Annotated in this window: 16 protein-coding genes; all 16 read right to left on the bottom strand. The window is 62.1% G+C overall.

From position 1 onward, the window contains the following. Nucleotides 1-207 precede the first annotated feature (207 nt). Nucleotides 208-1,575: a flagellar hook-length control protein FliK gene (locus MOQ67_RS22680; RefSeq protein WP_198717145.1), complete on the bottom strand. Its 1,368-nt coding sequence runs from the start codon at nt 1,573-1,575 to the stop codon at nt 208-210. Between the two features lie 97 nt (nt 1,576-1,672). Continuing rightward, the gene (locus MOQ67_RS22685; RefSeq protein ID WP_198717146.1) at nt 1,673-2,017 is read right to left on the bottom strand and encodes an Hpt domain-containing protein; all 345 of its coding nucleotides are present in this window, start codon (nt 2,015-2,017) and stop codon (nt 1,673-1,675) included. Nucleotides 2,018-2,047: 30 nt separating this feature from the next. After that, on the bottom strand, nt 2,048-3,766 hold the full coding sequence (locus MOQ67_RS22690) for a fused response regulator/phosphatase (protein WP_198717147.1): 1,719 nt from the start codon (nt 3,764-3,766) through the stop codon (nt 2,048-2,050). Then, entirely contained in the window at nt 3,763-4,068 is a 306-nt protein-coding gene (locus tag MOQ67_RS22695) for an STAS domain-containing protein (protein WP_198717148.1), read from the bottom strand. Before MOQ67_RS22695 ends, MOQ67_RS22690 begins: the two co-directional genes overlap by 4 nt. 85 nt (nt 4,069-4,153) lie before the next feature. Then, on the bottom strand, nt 4,154-4,603 hold the full coding sequence (gene fliJ / locus MOQ67_RS22700; RefSeq protein ID WP_198717149.1) for a flagellar export protein FliJ: 450 nt from the start codon (nt 4,601-4,603) through the stop codon (nt 4,154-4,156). Between the two features lie 3 nt (nt 4,604-4,606). Then, a complete protein-coding gene (gene fliI, locus MOQ67_RS22705; RefSeq protein ID WP_198717150.1) occupies nt 4,607-5,965 on the bottom strand; it encodes a flagellar protein export ATPase FliI in 1,359 nt (452 codons plus the stop codon). After that, nucleotides 5,955-6,719, bottom strand: a complete 765-nt coding sequence (fliH, locus tag MOQ67_RS22710; RefSeq protein ID WP_198717151.1) for a flagellar assembly protein FliH — start codon at nt 6,717-6,719, stop codon at nt 5,955-5,957. The genes fliI and fliH overlap by 11 nt, the downstream gene beginning before the upstream one ends. 10 nt (nt 6,720-6,729) lie before the next feature. After that, entirely contained in the window at nt 6,730-7,749 is a 1,020-nt protein-coding gene (gene fliG / locus MOQ67_RS22715) for a flagellar motor switch protein FliG (RefSeq protein ID WP_198717152.1), read from the bottom strand. Beyond that, nucleotides 7,742-9,520 (bottom strand): flagellar basal-body MS-ring/collar protein FliF, encoded by a 1,779-nt coding sequence (gene fliF / locus MOQ67_RS22720; protein ID WP_198717153.1) that lies wholly within the window; start codon nt 9,518-9,520, stop codon nt 7,742-7,744. Before fliF ends, fliG begins: the two co-directional genes overlap by 8 nt. A gap of 16 nt (nt 9,521-9,536) precedes the next feature. Continuing rightward, a complete protein-coding gene (gene fliE / locus MOQ67_RS22725; RefSeq protein WP_198717154.1) occupies nt 9,537-9,866 on the bottom strand; it encodes a flagellar hook-basal body complex protein FliE in 330 nt (109 codons plus the stop codon). Between the two features lie 131 nt (nt 9,867-9,997). Continuing rightward, the gene (locus MOQ67_RS22730) at nt 9,998-11,374 is read right to left on the bottom strand and encodes a sigma-54-dependent transcriptional regulator (protein ID WP_198717155.1); all 1,377 of its coding nucleotides are present in this window, start codon (nt 11,372-11,374) and stop codon (nt 9,998-10,000) included. 6 nt (nt 11,375-11,380) lie between these two features. Next, nucleotides 11,381-12,592, bottom strand: a complete 1,212-nt coding sequence (locus MOQ67_RS22735) for a sensor histidine kinase (protein ID WP_198717171.1) — start codon at nt 12,590-12,592, stop codon at nt 11,381-11,383. 137 nt (nt 12,593-12,729) lie between these two features. Beyond that, nucleotides 12,730-14,178, bottom strand: coding sequence for a sigma-54 dependent transcriptional regulator (locus tag MOQ67_RS22740; RefSeq protein WP_448675563.1), 1,449 nt, complete (start codon nt 14,176-14,178; stop codon nt 12,730-12,732). Between the two features lie 169 nt (nt 14,179-14,347). Next, nucleotides 14,348-14,644 (bottom strand): flagellar protein FliT, encoded by a 297-nt coding sequence (gene fliT / locus MOQ67_RS22745; RefSeq protein ID WP_198717157.1) that lies wholly within the window; start codon nt 14,642-14,644, stop codon nt 14,348-14,350. A 25-nt stretch (nt 14,645-14,669) separates the two neighbouring features. Next, nucleotides 14,670-15,059, bottom strand: coding sequence for a flagellar export chaperone FliS (gene fliS, locus MOQ67_RS22750; RefSeq protein WP_198717158.1), 390 nt, complete (start codon nt 15,057-15,059; stop codon nt 14,670-14,672). A gap of 139 nt (nt 15,060-15,198) precedes the next feature. Then, entirely contained in the window at nt 15,199-16,563 is a 1,365-nt protein-coding gene (fliD, locus tag MOQ67_RS22755; RefSeq protein WP_198717159.1) for a flagellar filament capping protein FliD, read from the bottom strand. Between the last annotated feature and the right edge of the window lie 9 nt (nt 16,564-16,572).

A 16,572-nucleotide genomic window follows, 5' to 3' on the forward strand; every position in this document is an offset into this window, starting at 1 on the left:
TATTTGGGGATTCATAGATCTACGGAAAGGCAAGAGCAAGTGTTATGCCAGAGTTGTCAGCCACAGCAGGACAGCGGCCACGCCACAGGTCCATTGTGGGAGGGGGCTTGCTCCCGATGGCGGTGTGCCCGTCAACGGATCGGTCGACTGGAACTCCGCTATCGGGGGCAAGCCCCCTCCCACACTCAGGCCGGTGTTGAGCCTGAATCAGGCGTAATAGTCGACGGCGCTGGAGCCGATCACGGTGGCCGTCACCGGCGCGACGGCCGCGGCCACTTCGGCATGATCGGCAACGTCGCCGCTGTCACCCCGACCGCCACGGCCACTGACACCGTTCGCCTGGCTCTGGTTCTGTTGCTGTTGGCCCTGGCCCTGCCAGCCACGGGACTGGTCGGACACATTGACGTCGACCTGCCCCATGCCCTGCTGGGCAAACATCTCGCGCAAACGGCCGGACTGGGTTTCCAGTGCTTCACGCACCACCGCGTGACCACTCATGAAGGTGACTTGGGCCTGCTGGTCGGCCGTCATGTTGACCTTGATATCCAGGCGCCCGAGTTCGGCCGGCTGTAGCTGGATCTCTGCCGACTTGAGGTTGGCGCTGGACAGGTACATCACGCGGTTGACGACTTCCTCGGTCCAGCCGCTCTGATGCATGGCCAGCGGTGCGTTGGTCACCGGCGGCAAAGCGTTGGCGGTTTTCGGCGTGGCGGCCTGGGTCAGTGCGGCCAGGCGGTTGGCAAAGTCATCGACACGGGTGTCGCTGCTCGCGCTCTTCAAATCCTTGAGGCCGTCTTCGATCAGCCCGCTGAAGGCTTTGTCACCACCCTGGTCGGTGCTGTCCTTGCTGGCTTGCTGGTCCACCATGTTAGCCATGCCGGTGGCGAAGTTCTGCGCGGCGGTCGGCTGGTCCTGGGACGTCGGTGCGGCGCTCTGCGGGGTCTGACTGCTGGCGGACACATGGCCGCCCTGCTCCATCGCCAGGCGTACCGCTGGCATGGCGTCCAGAGGGTCTGCCGTGGGATCGAAGGCCGGCTTGGCCACATCGGTCGCTGCCAGCGGTGCCGTGACCACCGGCTGGGCCTTGCTATCCTTGGTGGCGTCAGCCGAGGCTGGCGTTTCCACCGGCACCGGCACAGCAACCGGCGTGACCGTGACAATCAGCGCCGGATCAGCCACCGGGTCTGCCGCAGGCTGCTGCGCCAGGGCCGGGTCGGCGGGCGGGTTTTGATCACTGCTGGCGCTGTCGGCGGGGTTGGCCGGCGGGTCGGCAGGCAAGGGTTTGCCGCTATCGGCAACCGCTGGCGTACCGGCGGCAGGTTTATCGTTGTTCGCGACAGGCTTATCGTTGCCGGCAACAGGCTTGGCACTCGCGCCAGCAGGCTTGTCGCGCGTGGGTTTGGCCGCGTTGTCGTCGGCCTTGGCCGAGGGCTTCGAACCCTGGCTGGCGAACACCTGAGCAAAGCCAGGGCCCTTGTCCCGCGGCTCCGCGGCCGCCGCCGGTGGATTGGCGGCAGGTGCTTGAGGCTTGGCCGCAGGGGCAGCCTGAAGGAGCGAATTAGGGGCGACTGGCATAGGTAAGGTCTCCACTGCATGGGAATCGGGGATGCAGTATCAGGAGATAGAGCAAGAGTCGGGCCAGCTCTTCGGAAAAGCCCTGCCACGCCTGAAATTAAAGCTGGAAGCGCTGGCGCTCCGACTCATACAGCGGCTTGACCAGCGCAAACTCATGGTCGATCTGATCGACCAAGGCCCCCAGGTCCGCTGCAGCCTCGACGGACTCAGACTCCAAGCGCTGGCACAAGTGCGCCAACCGCACCGCACCGAGGTTACCACTGCTGCCCTTGAAACTATGGGCGATGCGCGCCAACGCCTTGGCATCGTCACGAGCCTTGCGCAGCGCTTCGACGCGCTTTTGCGAATCATCGAGAAAGGTATCGAGCAATTTGGGGTACTCGCCTTCCATGACTTCCTGCAAACCCGATAACACGTCCGGGTCCAGATGAACCTCAACCACTTGTTCGCTCCTTGATCAAGAATCGGCGGATTATGCCAGAGCCTCCCAGCAAAACTCCACGCAGACACTGCGCCCGCCGTCGGACCAGCGTACATCGCTGCTCAGTTGACGCACCAGGCCCAAGCCGCGACCAGACAGACGGTCAACATCCAGCGGGCGAGCCAGTACCCGTTCCACATCGAATCCGGGGCCGCTGTCTTCGATGCGCAAGGTCATCCTGCCGCCCGTAGCGGTGGGCTCTACCTGCACATGCACGCGCACATAACCGCTGTTGAGTTGCACCAGCCGCTCATTGCGCTGGCGGTAATATTGCGCAAAACCTTCAGCATTGCGCTTGAGCCGCGAGTCCAGGCCCAGCACGCCATGCTCCAGGGCGTTGGAATACAGTTCGGCCATCACGCTGTAGAGCGCCCCGCTCTGCTCGCGCAGGCCGTGGATCTCCAGCAGCAGTTGCAACAGATAGGGCAACGGGTTGTAACGCCTGAGGGTCTCGGCGCGAAATTCGAAACTCACCGACCAATCCAACGGGCACGACTGGCCGCTGTCGGCATACAGCGGCCCCGTGGCACGTATCGACTGGCCGGCCTGCAAGGTGATCTCAACCATGCTCACGTCATCCCGCGCCTCACCGCGAAACGCCGCCAGGGCCTGCTCGATATCCTCGAACAAGCGGTCAGGCTCACGATTGGCGGCAAACACCTGCTGCAAGCGCTCGGCGCCGAACAATTGTTCGTTGGCATCGGCGGTATCCAGCACGCCATCGGAGAGCAGAAATACGCGGTCGCCCAGGGCCATCGGCCAGACTTCCGTGCGATCATCGAACGCCTGCGCCGACAGCACGCCCAACGGCAAGTGCCGTGATATCAGCGGCGTGCGCTTAGCCGTGGCGACTTCATGCACATAGCCCTCGGGCATGCCGCCATTCCAGACTTCCACCGCACGCCGTTGCGCACTCAGGCACAACAGCGTCGCGCAGCAGAACATGTCCACCGGCAGGATGCGTTTGAGCTTGGCGTTCATCTCCCGCAGGATCTGCGTCAGCCCGTAGCCCTTGGCCGTCATGCCATAGAACACTTCGGCCAACGGCATGGCGCCGACCGCCGCTGGCAGGCCGTGCCCGGTGAAGTCACCGAGCAGCACATGCATGTCACCCGCCGGCGTGTAGGCCGCCAGCAACAAGTCGCCGTTGAACAGCGCATAGGGCGATTGCAGGTAGCGAATGTTCGGCGCCGCGTTGATGCAACCCGAATGGGCGACCTTGTCGAACACCGCTTTGGCCACGCGCTGCTCATGCAGCAGGTAGTCATGGTGCTTGGCGATCAGGTCACGCTGCTGCAACACCGTGGCCTGCAGGCGGCGCAGGCGGTCCATCGCATTGATCTTGGCCGCGAGGATCAGCGGGTTATAGGGTTTGGGCAAGAAGTCATCGCCACCGGCATCCAGGCATTGGGCCAGGGCTTCGCTTTGGCGCAGGGAGGTGAGGAAGATGATCGGCACCAGGGTCTCGCCCGCCAGTTGCTTGATCCGCCGCGCGGCCTCAAAGCCATCCATCACCGGCATCAGGGCGTCCATCAGCACCAGTTGCGGGCGTTCGCGGGCAAACAGCTCGACGGCTTGTGCGCCGTTGCTGGCAGTGAGCACCTGGTGGCCCTGGCGCCGGACGATGGTCGACAGCAACAGCAGGTCGGCGGCGCTGTCTTCGGCGATCAGGATGGTCAGCGGTTCGAGGACCGGGGCCAGCGCGCTCAATGGATATCGAACAGTTTGTCGAAGTTGGAAATCGCGAGGATCTTGCGCACATCGGCGCTGCTGTTGATCACCCGGACTTCCGCATCATCCCCCCCGGCATGATCGCGCAGCAGCAGGAGCATGCCCAGGGCGGAACTGTCCATGTAGGTGGCGTCTTTCAGGTCGACGATATAAACCTGCGGCACCTTGTAGAAACGCTCGTAGGCGTCGCGAAAGAGTTGATGGCTGCCGAAATCGAACCGACCCTTGATTGCGATCGTCAACTTCTTCCCATCCAGGGATACTTCTGACTCGATTGACATGTGACTGCTTCCTTGTCATAGGCCTAGATACAAGGTGTAGCAGGCTAACCGGATGTGGGCAACACATTGAGTAGAGGGCTTGGCGCTAGTAGGGATTCTGGCGCGGCAGGCGCTGGGACAACTCATCGAGCAGTTTTTGCTCGCGCTTATCCTCAAGCGCCCGCGCCTCGTCGATATAGCGCTGCACCAGCTTGCGCAACCCTTCGACCCGGGCATACGCCTGCTGCCAGCTCTCGCGGGCCTTGTCGAGGTTGTTCTGGTGCCAGGCCAGGCTCTCGCGCTGCTGGCCGACAGCGGTTTCAAGCTGGTTGAGAAAGCCCTGGTAGCCCATCAGCCACTGGCCGGACACGCCTTTGGTGCCGCGCTCGATCCACTGCTGCTGGTACTCGCCGCGAAAGCGCTCCAGGTCGCCGAGCTTACTTTGTGCCAGGCGCACCTGGCCCTGAAAGTAACCCAGGCGCTGGACCGCGGTTTTTTCGGCCTTTTCGGCCATGTCCACCACCGGGGCCAAGCGTGAGGAGCGGCTGCTGGCCATGGCTTAGCCGCCTGGCGCGGGGGCGAAGATGGACTGCAGGTGCGCTTCGCTTTCGCCCATGCTGATGTTGTCGTTGAGGCCTTGGCGCAGGTAGGTGACCAATTGCGGTTGCAGGGCAATCGCCAGGTCGGTCTCACGATCGCCGCCGGCCACATAGGCGCCAACGCTGATCAGGTCGCGACTTTGCTGGTAGCGCGACCACAACTGCTTGAACTGCTGGGCACGGGCCATGTGCTCCGGCGTGACCACCGACGGCATCACCCGGCTGATGGACGCTTCGATGTCGATCGCCGGGTAGTGCCCCTCTTCCGCCAGGCGCCGCGACAGCACGATGTGACCGTCGAGCACGCCCCGCGCCGAGTCGGCAATCGGGTCTTGCTGGTCATCGCCTTCAGACAACACGGTGTAGAACGCGGTGATCGAGCCGCCCCCCGCCTCGGCATTACCGGCGCGCTCCACCAGCTTGGGCAGCTTGGCGAACACCGACGGCGGATAGCCCTTGGTGGCCGGCGGCTCGCCGATGGCCAGGGCGATTTCCCGCTGGGCCTGGGCGAAACGCGTGAGGGAGTCCATCAGCAACAGGACGTTCTTGCCCTTGTCGCGAAAATATTCGGCGATGCGCGTGCAGTACATGGCGGCGCGCAAACGCATCAGCGGCGCATCGTCGGCCGGGGACGCAACGACGACCGAACGCTTGAGGCCTTCTTCACCGAGGCTGTGCTCGATGAACTCCTTCACTTCCCGGCCCCGTTCGCCGATCAGCCCCACCACAATGATGTCGGCCTCGGTAAAGCGGGTCATCATGCCCAGCAACACCGACTTACCCACGCCGGTACCGGCGAACAGGCCCAGCCGCTGACCGCGACCGACCGTCAATAAACCGTTGATGCTGCGAATGCCCACGTCCAGCGGCTGGCTGATGGGGTTGCGCTTGAGCGGGTTGATGGTGGGGCCATCCATCGGCACCCAGTCTTCGGCTTTCATGCCGCCCTTGCCGTCCAGCGCACGACCGGCACCGTCCAGCACGCGACCGAGCATGCTCATGCCCATGGGCAATCGGCCGGTATCGGCCAGCGGCACCACGCGGGCGCCGGGGGCGATGCCCGCCAGGCTGCCCACGGGCATCAGGAAAATCTTGCTGCCGGAAAAGCCCATGACCTCGGCTTCGACCTGCACCGGGTGGTAGCTGTCGTCGTTGATCACCAGGCAGCGACTGCCCATGGCGGCGCGCATGCCTTCGGCTTCGAGGGTCAGGCCAACCATGCGCAGCAAGCGCCCTTCGAGGATCGGCTGGCCGGGCAACTCGGTGGCCTCGACATACCCGCTCAGGCGCTTGGCGAAGCTGGTGCGATCAAGGCGCATCGGGGGCGTCCAGGTCCACGCTCATGTCAGGTTCGGCCGGGTTCAGGACCTGCTCGTGCACCTGATCCAGCAACTGCGCCATGATCTGGCTGATGCGGGTTTCCACCGTGGCATCGATGCGGCTGTATTCGGTCTCGACGCGGCAACCACCGGGCTGCAGCGCGGCATCTTCGACGATGCGCCAGGTTTCTTCATGGCGCTCGCGCAGGGCTTTGACCTGTTGGAAATCCTGCGGATTGATGTGCAGCCGCACATTGCCGACGCCCAGGGGCAGCAGCTTGAGGGCTTCACGCATGACGCTTTCGATCTGACTGGAGTCCAGCACCAGCTCGCGCTGGATCACCTGGCGGGCGATGTGCTCGACCAGCCCGACCATGGCTTTCTCGATCTGCGAGTCCTGCTCGGCGATGGGCTCGAACAGGCTGCCCATCAGGCGTTCGAGGCTGGCCAGCTTGACGTTCAAGGCGGCCTCGGCTTCCTGGCGCACCTTGAGCGTGGTGCTGCGAAAACCATCTTTTTCGCCGGCGGCGAAGCCTTCGTTGTAGGCCTCCTGGCGGATGCTTTCCAACTCTTCAAGGGTCAGCGGCTGGACTTCATCCAGCGGCACTTCTTCCATTTCCACCGGTGTTTCCACCACTGGCTCTGGCTCGGGTTCAGGCCGATGCGGGTCGAAGCTGGGCAACGACCAGATGTCGAACCCGCCCACGTCCCGCGCGCGAATCAGGTCGCTGGGCGTCTCATCTTTGTTCGACATGGAAAGCGCCTTAGATCATTTCTTCGCCGCCCTTCCCGCCGAGAACGATTTCTCCGGCTTCGGCCATACGGCGGGCAATCGTGAGGATTTCCTTCTGAGCGGTTTCCACGTCGCTGACGCGTACCGGGCCTTTGGCTTCCAGGTCGTCGCGCAACAGTTCGGAGGCGCGCTTGGACATGTTCTTGAAGATCTTCTCCTTGACGCCTTCGTCCGAACCCTTGAGGGCCAGTACCAGCACGTCGGAGGAAACTTCGCGCAGCAGCGCCTGGATGCCACGGTCGTCGACATCGGAGAGGTTGTTGAACACGAACATGAGGTCTTCGATCTGGCTGGACAGGCTATCGTCGATCTCGCGGATCGAGTCCATCAACTGGCCTTCGACCGAGCTGTCGAGGAAGTTCATGATATCGGCTGCGCGCTTGATACCGCCCAAGGTGGTGCGCGCAGCATTCGAGTTGCCCGAGAACTGCTTCTCGAGAATCGTGTTGAGTTCTTTCAGGGCCGCTGGCTGCACGGTGTTCAACGACGACACGCGCAAAATGATGTCCAGGCGCACTTTGTGGTCGAAGTGGCCGAGCACTTCGCCGGCCTGGTCGGGGTCGAGGTACGCCACCACGATCGCCTGGATCTGCGGGTGCTCGAAGCGGATCACGTCGGCGACGGCACGCGGCTCCATCCATTTCAGGCTGTCGAGGCCGCTGGTGTTGCCGCCCAGCAGGATGCGGTCGATCAGGCCGTTGGCTTTGTCTTCGCCGAGGGCCGAGGTGAGCATCTTGCGGATGTAGCTGTCGGAGCCGACGCCCAGACTGGTCTGGTCGCCGACGATCTCGACGAACTCGCTCATCACCTGCTCGACCTGCTCACGGTGAACGTTGCGCATCTGCGCCATGGCCACGCCCACGCGCTGGACCTCTTTGGGGCCCATGTGGCGCAGCACTTGTGCGGCGTCGGTTTCACCCAGGGACAGCAGCAGGACTGCGGCTTTGTCGACCTTGGTGAGTTTGGCAACAGCGGCTCGACTATCACTCATCTGCGTTAATCCACTCTTTCACGACCTGGGCCACACGGCCCGGGTCTTCTGCCACCAGACTCTTGATTGCGTTCAACTGAGCGTCATAGCCTTCGCTCGGGCTTGGCAACAGGATGCTTTGCGGGCCGCCGAGGCTGACGCGGTCGTTGGCCAGTTCGCCGTCCAGGCCGCCCATGCCACCCAACTCGACATCGCTGCCACCGAAGGTTGCCAGTTGTTTCTTGCCATTGCCGGTAATGTTGTTGAGCACCGGGCGCAGCACGCCGAACACCAGCACTACGATGAACAACACGCCCAGCACTTGCTTGACGATGTCCCAGAACCACGGCTGGGTGTAGAACGCCGCTTCAGCGATCACTTCGCCACGCTCGGCGGAGAACGGCATGTTGATCACGCTGACGCTGTCACCACGGCTGGCGTCGAAACCGACGGCATCCTGCACCAGGCGAGTGAAGCGCGCCAATTCGTCGGCGCTCCACGGGGCGCGTGTGACGGCGCCATCAGCGGCGGCGATCTTGACCTGATCATCGACCACCACCGACACCGACAGGCGATTGATCCGGCCCTGTTGCTGCTTGGTGTGGCTGATGGAGCGGTCGAGCTCGAAGTTCTTGGTCGACTGGTTACGCTTGTCCGCCGGGTAGGGGGCGAGCATCGGCTGGCCGGTGGCCGGGTCCATGATCTGCTGACCGTTGGCGTCCAGCAGTGGCTGGCCAGCGGCAATGGCGCCAGCGGTCGCGGCGGCACCGCCGGTGGTCTGCGGGGCTGAAGCCGGGGCTGGCGGCTGATTGCTCAGCGCACCCGGCACACCTTGCGGACCGCTGCTGGCGGTGCGTTGTTCGCTGGTCGATTGCTCGCTGCGCAGGGCCGGCTGGTCCGGGTTGAACTGCTCGGAGGTCGACTCGACGGCGCTGAAATCCACATCGGCGGACACTTCGGCCTTGTAGCGATCGCTACCCAACACCGGTTGCAGGATGTTGTGGACACGCTGGGTCAGCATGCTTTCCATGCGGCGGCTGTAGTCGAACTGCTTGCCGGCCTGGGTCAGCGCAGAGTTTTCCGCCATGTCGGACAGCAGGTTGCCCTTCTGGTCGACCACGGTAATTTGCGACTTGCTCAATTCGGGAACGCTGGTGGCCACCAGGTTGATGATCGCCAGCACTTGGCCAGGCTCCAGGGAGCGGCCGGAAAACAGTTCGACCAATACCGAGGCACTTGGCTTGCGCTCATCGCGCACAAACACCGAGCTCTTCGGAATCGCCAGGTGGACGCGGGCGCCCTTGACGTTGTTGAGGCTGGAGATGGTGCGCGCCAGTTCGCCTTCCAGGCCACGACGGTAGCGGGTGGCTTCCATGAACTGGCTGGTGCCCAGGCCCTGGTCCTTGTCGAGGATCTCAAAACCGATATTGCTGTCGGACGGGGTCACGCCGGCGGCGGCCAGCTTCATGCGGGCACGGGCGACATCATCGGCCTTGACCAGCAGCGCCCCGGAGTTGGGCTCCACGGTGTAGGCGATGTCGGCGGCGGCCAGGGTTTCCATGATCTGTTTGGAATCCATACCGGCCAGGCTGCCGTACAGCGGCCGGTAATCGGGTTGCTGCGACCACAGCACCACGGCAAAACCAATCGCCACGCTGGCAGCCAGGCCGACCATCAGGCCCACCTGACGCAGCATGGTCATTTCCGAGAGGTTTTCCAGGAACGACAGGCCAAACAGCGGCGGCTTGCCGTCTGTCTTGGCGGGTACGTTGTCCACGACTGCTTCTGCCATGACTTAAATCTCGCCCTTAAACCGGCATCTGCATGATGTCTTGATAAGCCTGAACCAGTTTGTTGCGCACCTGGGTCAAGGCTTGAAAGGACACCGTGGCTTTCTGCGAAGCGACCATTACGTCGGTCAGGTCCACGCCGCTCTTGCCGATCTCGAAGGCGGTCGCCAACTGGCTGGAGGCTTGTTGGGTGTCACTGACTTTGTTGACTGCCTGGCCGAGCATGTCGGCGAAACTGCTTTGGCCCAACTCCGGCGCTTGTGCGACGGATTTCGGTTGAGCCATGGCGTCCATTTGCATGGAGCGCATATCCAACATCAACCGATTGAACTCAATACCCTGGCTCATGACCTTCTCTCTCCGACGACCCGCAATTTTTTGACACTACGCAGCAGTTACTAGGGGAGGTAGCAACAAGGGTGCCAGCTCTGTAGCAACTTGTAAGAAAAGGCGACAAATCTTGTCGACCTTGTTACCGATCAGGTGGCGAAAAGGTAGCCTTCCACGTCCATCCCAGCGTCGCGCATCTGCGCCAGCTTGTAGCGCAAGGTGCGCGGGCTGATGCCCAGACGCTCGGCCGCTTCTTTGCGGCGGCCGCGTTCGGCGCGCAGGGTGTCGATGATCATCTGGAATTCGCGGCGGCGCAGGTCGTCGCCCAGGGCCCCTGCGGATTCGGCTTCTGCGACCAACGGCGCGGGCGCCAGGCTCGGTAACGGCGCGGCACCGCTGCCCATAGCCAGGCAGAAGTCCTGGGGCTGGATCAAGCCGCCCTGCTGCAAAATCAACGCGCGCTGAATCGCGTTGTCCAGTTCCCGCACGTTGCCGGGCCATGGGTAGCTGATCAGGCAGGCCTGGGCGTCGGCCGACAGCCGCGCCTGGGCGTGTTTCATTTTTTTGACGTGGTTGTTCAGCAGACGCTCGGCCAACGGGATGATGTCCGCCGGGCGCTCGCGCAGTGGGCGCCAGGCCAGGGGGAATACCGAGAGACGGTAGAACAAGTCTTCCCGAAAGCGCCCCGCCGCCACTTCGCCCGCCAGATCGCGGTTAGTGGTGGCGACCACGCGGATATCCAGTTGGATCGGCTTGCGCGCACCGACACGCTCCACTTCACGCTCCTGCAACACCCGCAGCAACTTGGCTTGCAGGCCCAAGGGCATTTCCGAAATTTCGTCAAGCAGGATGGTGCCGCCGTCGGCCTGTTCGAACTTGCCCGCCTGGGCCGCGATGGCGCCGGTGAACGAGCCCTTTTCGTGGCCGAACAACGTGGCTTCGAGCATGTTGTCGGGGATCGCCGCGCAATTGATCGCGATGAAGGGCTGTTGGGCGCGGCCCGACTGCTGGTGGATATAGCGCGCCAGCACTTCCTTGCCGGTGCCCGACTCGCCGGAAATCAACACGGTGGAGTCACTGCGCGCCACGCGGGCCGCAAGGTCCAGCAATTGTGCGCTGGCGGGCTCGAAGGCAATCGGGCCGTCGCCTTCACCGACCGGAATCACCCCCAGGGCATGCCGCGCCACCAGTTCGATCAACGCCTTGGGCTCGAACGGCTTGACCAGATAATCCGCCGCGCCCTGGCGCATCGCGTCCACCGCGCGCTCGACGGCGCCATGGGCGGTCATCAGCAATACCGGCAGTTGCGGCTGGCGCGCACGTAGCAGGCCGAGCAACTGGTGGCCGTCCATGCCCGGCATGTTCACGTCGCTGACCACCAGGCTGAAGGACTCCTGCTCCACTGCCTCCAAGGCTTCCTCGGCAGAACCGACCGCCCGATAGTCATGGCCCGCCAGCAACAGCGTGTCAGCCAATGCCTCACGCAGGGCACGATCGTCTTCCACCAACAAAACCTTGATAGCCATAGCCTTTTACTCCGCGCTTGCCGCGCATGAAAACAGCGGCAAGGTCATCAATGCACAGGTGCCACACCCCAAGCGGGAACGCAGTTGCAATTCGCCCTGATGGGCACGTGCCACTGCCTTGACCACCGTCAGGCCCAGGCCCGTACCGTTGGTCTTAGTGGTAAAAAACGGTTCGCCGAGGCGCTGCAGCACCCCCGGCTCGATGCCGCTGCCGCTATCGCTGATGCACAGGCGCAGGGTTTGCGCGCGGGCGTAAAGATGCACCTTGAGCTGCGCGCCGGGGCCGCTGGCCTGGGTCGCGTTTTCGATCAGGTTGAGCAGCGCGCCCACCAGCGTGTCACGGTTGCACAACAATTCGCCTTGGTGGCTGTCGCACTGCCAGCGCACATTGGCGTCCTGGACGTGGGTGGCGGCCGCCGCTTGCAGCGCCTGCATCAGGCCGGACGGCGTGAGGCGGTCGGTCAGCGGCAATTCGCCGCGAGCAAACACCAGCATGTCGCGCACCTGATGCTCCAACTCATGCAGACGCTCCTTGAGTCTGCCGGCAAAACGCTGCTGGGTTTCGGCGGGCAATTGCTCATCAGTCAAATGGCTGGCGTAGATCAACGCCGCCGACAACGGCGTGCGGATCTGATGCGCCAAAGAAGCGACCATCCTTCCCAACGACGACAAGCGTTCATGGCGCGCCAGTTGGTCTTGCAGGTGACGGGTTTCAGTCAGGTCGTTGAGCAGCACCAGTTGGCCGGGTTCGGCATCCAGGGAGCGCGTGGCGATAGACAGGCGGCGCCCGTCCTTGAGCGAGATTTCATGGCCATCATCGTCACGCGGTGCGAAGCAGCGGGTGATGACATGGCGCCATAGCTCGCCCTCCAACGGCAGCCCGAGCAGGTCGCAGGCGGCCGGGTTGGCTTCGCGCACGCGGCCCTGGTCGTCGATGACGATCACCCCGCCGGGCAACAGGTCGAGGAGGTTCTGCAGACGGTTGGCCAGGCGCTCTTTCTCGGCCAGCTCTTCCATGCGCTGGGCACTGACCACTGCCAGTTCGCCCTTGAGCTCGGAGACCCGCGCTTCCAACAGGCTATAGGAGTCAGTCAGTTGGCTGGACATCTGGCTGAACAGCGAGAACGCCTGCTCAAGACCGTGTCGGCTGAGCTGTTCGGCGGTCGGGACAGGCCCCTGGAGCTCAGGGGCCGAAGATAGTTGGGCGGCGTGGGGCATCATGCTCTCTCGCTTGGCTGACCGTCAGTTAAACGGAACGTTGCGAGGGCTGTAGCAATACCCGTGCCTAAAAAAAACTACCTATAAAACAGTGGCTTGAAAAACAGGCGTCAATCATCTGCCTGTTCATCACCCTCTCAACGACTCATCCCGTACTTGCGCATCTTCTCCACCAGGGTGGTTCGACGGATTCGCAGGCGCTCGGCCGCACGGGCGACAATGCCGTTGGCGTCGTCCAGGGCTTGCTGGATAAGCCCTTGTTCGAGGTTGCCGAGATAGTCTTTGAGGTCAAGGCCTTCCGGGGGCAGCATGGCGTTGGCACCGAAGTCCGGGGTATGGCCGTTGATGGCGATCCGCTCTTCCATGTCACTGCGCAGGCTGTCCACCAGATGCTCGTCTTCTTCATCGACGTAGCGGAATTTCTTCGGCAGCTCGACCACGCCGATCACACCGTAGGGATGCATGATCGCCATGCGCTCCACCAGGTTGGCCAGCTCGCGGACGTTGCCCGGCCAGGCGTGGCGGCACAGGGACATGATCGCCGCCGAATTGAAGCGAATCGAGCCGCGCTTTTCGTGCTCCATGCGTGAGATCAGTTCGTTCATCAGCAGCGGGATGTCTTCCACGCGCTCACGCAGCGGGGCCATCTCGATAGGGAACACGTTGAGGCGGTAGTAGAGGTCTTCGCGGAAGCTGCCGACCTCGATCATGCTTTCGAGGTTCTTGTGGGTCGCCGCAATGATGCGCACATCCACGCTCTGGGTTTTGTTGCTGCCCACGCGCTCGAAGGTGCGCTCCTGCAACACGCGCAGCAGCTTGACCTGCATCGGTAGCGGCATGTCGCCGATTTCGTCGAGGAACAGGGTGCCGCCGTTGGCCAGCTCGAAACGCCCGGCACGGCTGGTGATCGCCCCGGTAAAGGCGCCCTTCTCGTGGCCGAACAATTCGCTTTCCAGCAGCTCCGCCGGGATCGCCCCGCAGTTGACCGGCACAAACGGCCCGTCGCGGCGCTTGGAGTGATAGTGCAGGTTGCGCGCAACCACCTCCTTGCCGGTGCCCGACTCGCCAAGGATCAGCACGCTGGCGTCGGTATCGGCCACTTGCTGCATCATCTGGCGCACGTGCTGGATCGCCCGGCTGGTGCCGACGAGGCTGCGGAACAGGTTGGGTTCGCGGTGGCGGCCACGCTCGCGGGCCTGGTCGTACATTTCGCGATAGACCTGGGCGCGGTGCAGGGAGTCGAACAATTTGCTGTAGCTGGGCGGCATTTCCAGGGAGGACAACACGCGGCGGCGCTGGTCTTCCGGCAGGTCGAGCGAAGAAATATCGCCGATCAGCAACACCGGAAGGAACTCATCCCAAGTAGAGAGTGTCTTTAACAAGCCCAGAACTGCGCCAGGAGCGTTTACCGTCCCGATCAGCACACAAAGGATTTCACGGCTCGACGACAACGAGCTGACCGCCTGCTGCCAATCGTGGCTACCGCAGGGGAAATTTTCTTCGCCGAGAAAATTCAAAATCACCGCTAAATCGCGGCGGCGGACGCTATCGTCATCAATCAGCAGAATTTTGGTTTCACGCCACATGCAATAGCAACTTCCCTAGTAAAACGCTCCGCCCAGAGTGTGGGCTATCTAGATGCCTGTAAGACTTCTTACCTTACTAGACGTCTGAAATCTGAAAACAGCACTAGTTAAGTCAAAAATGCTGGCACAGTCAAATATATGACGCGCCATTCGGATTAACTGCGCCCGGTCAACCGAACAGATGGTAAACCTTTGACGCATTTTTCGCTTGGTTGATCTGCGACATCTCTTCGAAAATCGCCTGGCGCTCGCCCATCGTTACTTCGAGCAATTGCTGGTAAACCGCCAGCAGGCTCTCCAGCTTCTCCCGCAGCGCATCTTCGTCCACCGGCGCTTCGCTGAGCACTTCATCAATGACTGCGCGGCAACCCAGGTCCAGCTCGCCGACAGCCTCCCAGTTGCGCTCGGCCAGTGCGCCGATCAGAGCTTCGCGGGTTTCATCGATGCGTTGCAGTGCGTGGCTCATTGTGTGTACCTCAAGGCTATCGGCCTTATTGTGTTGCGATGGCATCCCAGCCTTCTTTTACGGTAATCAGCAGACGAGCGACTTCGTCGATGATTTCCGGGTCGCTGCTCACGTTGGCTTGCGCCAGGCGTGTATTCATATAGTCGTACAGGCTGGCGAGGCGCTGGATTGTGGCCGGGTCTTCAGCCTTCTCTTCATCCAGGCCCTGCCGCAGGCCGGTAATGATGTCGATGGCTTTGGAAATCAGTAGGCACTTTTGCGGGATATCGCCACGCGCCATTGCCCCCTTGGCCTGGGCCAGACGCTCCATGCCGCCTTCCATCAGCATCTGGATCAGGCGATGAGGACTGGCCTCAGACACTTGGGCATGGGAATTGACCTTCTGGTATTGGCGAAGGGCTCTCATAGGGTTCATTTTGCTACCTCGTTACAGGCCACAGTCGAATAGGTTTGCTTAACTAGTTTTTCGACTGCACCGCAAAAAACTTTAATCCAGACCTCAAGACCCGGACCACCGGCATATGCTTTTTCGGGGCGCTAAATGCCTCGAAAAATCAGCTCGACTTCGGATTGTTCAGCGAGTTGAGGGTGGTCATGATGCTGGAGCTGCTGGCGTTGATCTGGGCGATCATTGTGTCCATCGCCGTGTACTTGGCGGTCAGGGACTTCTGCAAGGCCTCCATGCGCCGATCCAGGTCGGCCTTCTGGGTAGTCAGGTCGGTTAGCTTGGTGTTGAGATCCGTTACCCGCGATGCCAGAGTGCCGGTGGTGCCGACATAGCTAGCAGTTGTCTTGCTCATACGGGAAATTAAACCGGTATCACCGGTAAACAGACTGGCAATATCGCCAGCACCCTTAACGACGGCCTTGTCCCAAGTTTTGTCTTCCAGGCTCAGCAACCCGGTTTTCTGGTCGGTAGTGATACCCATCTGGGCCAGACTGCTGATGCTGCCCGCCCCCGATCCGTTGACCAGCTCACTGCGCAGACTGGCAACCAGCTGACGCATCGACGCATCGCCAGTCAAGGCGCCCGCCGTGGTGGTGGCGGCATCGCCCGTGGCGGTGACCTTGGTCTGGGTGTTGATGGAGGTCATCAGCGCATTGTAAGCGGTGACGAACGACTGCACCGAAGTCTTCAGCGTGTCGGTGTTGCTGGCCACAGTGATGGTGGTCGGCTTGTCCTTTTCAACAGTCACCAGATCCAGGGTCACGCCACTGATGGCGGATGTCACCTTGTTGCTGGTGGACTCCATCGCGATGTCGTCAATGGTGTACTTGGCGTTCTGCGCCGGCTTACCCGCGTCGTAACCAGTGGCCAGGTCCGAGTCGCCGCTGAGGGTGATGTCGGTGCCTACGCCACTGGTGTTGGAACCGATGACCAGACGTGCGCCATTGGCGTCACTCAGCACGTTGGCGCTGATGCCCTGGGCGGAAAGCTGTGTATTGATGGATTCGCGCAACTGCTGCAGCGTCGCACCACCCGGAACCAGCACATCGTAACTTTTACCCGACTGGTTAATGGTCAGCGTCTGAGTTTCATCGCTGGCATTGGCCTTGCCCGAAGCACCACCCTCGACCATCTTGCTGGTGACTTTAGAAGAGGTCGCCAGATCCGTGACCTGCACGACATATTTACCGCTGGACGCGCCTTCACCCAGGGTGACCTTGACGTTTTTTTCTTCAGAGGTAGTAGCCGTCAGCCCGTTGAACGAGGCCACGTTGTTCAACTTGGTAATCGCCGCCCGGTACGTTTCCAGCGCGCTTTTCACCGAACCGACAGCCGACAGCTGGATGGTCGTGTCTTTTTGCTGAGCGGTGATCTGGGCCAGCTTGGGTGCCTGTTCAGCACCCACCAACGCCTTGACGATGGCTTGCGTATCGTAGCCCGAGCCTGGGCCGGAAATCGTTGAACTAGCCATTTGCTATTC

The sequence above is a fragment of the Pseudomonas sp. LY-1 genome, from assembly GCF_053502595.1.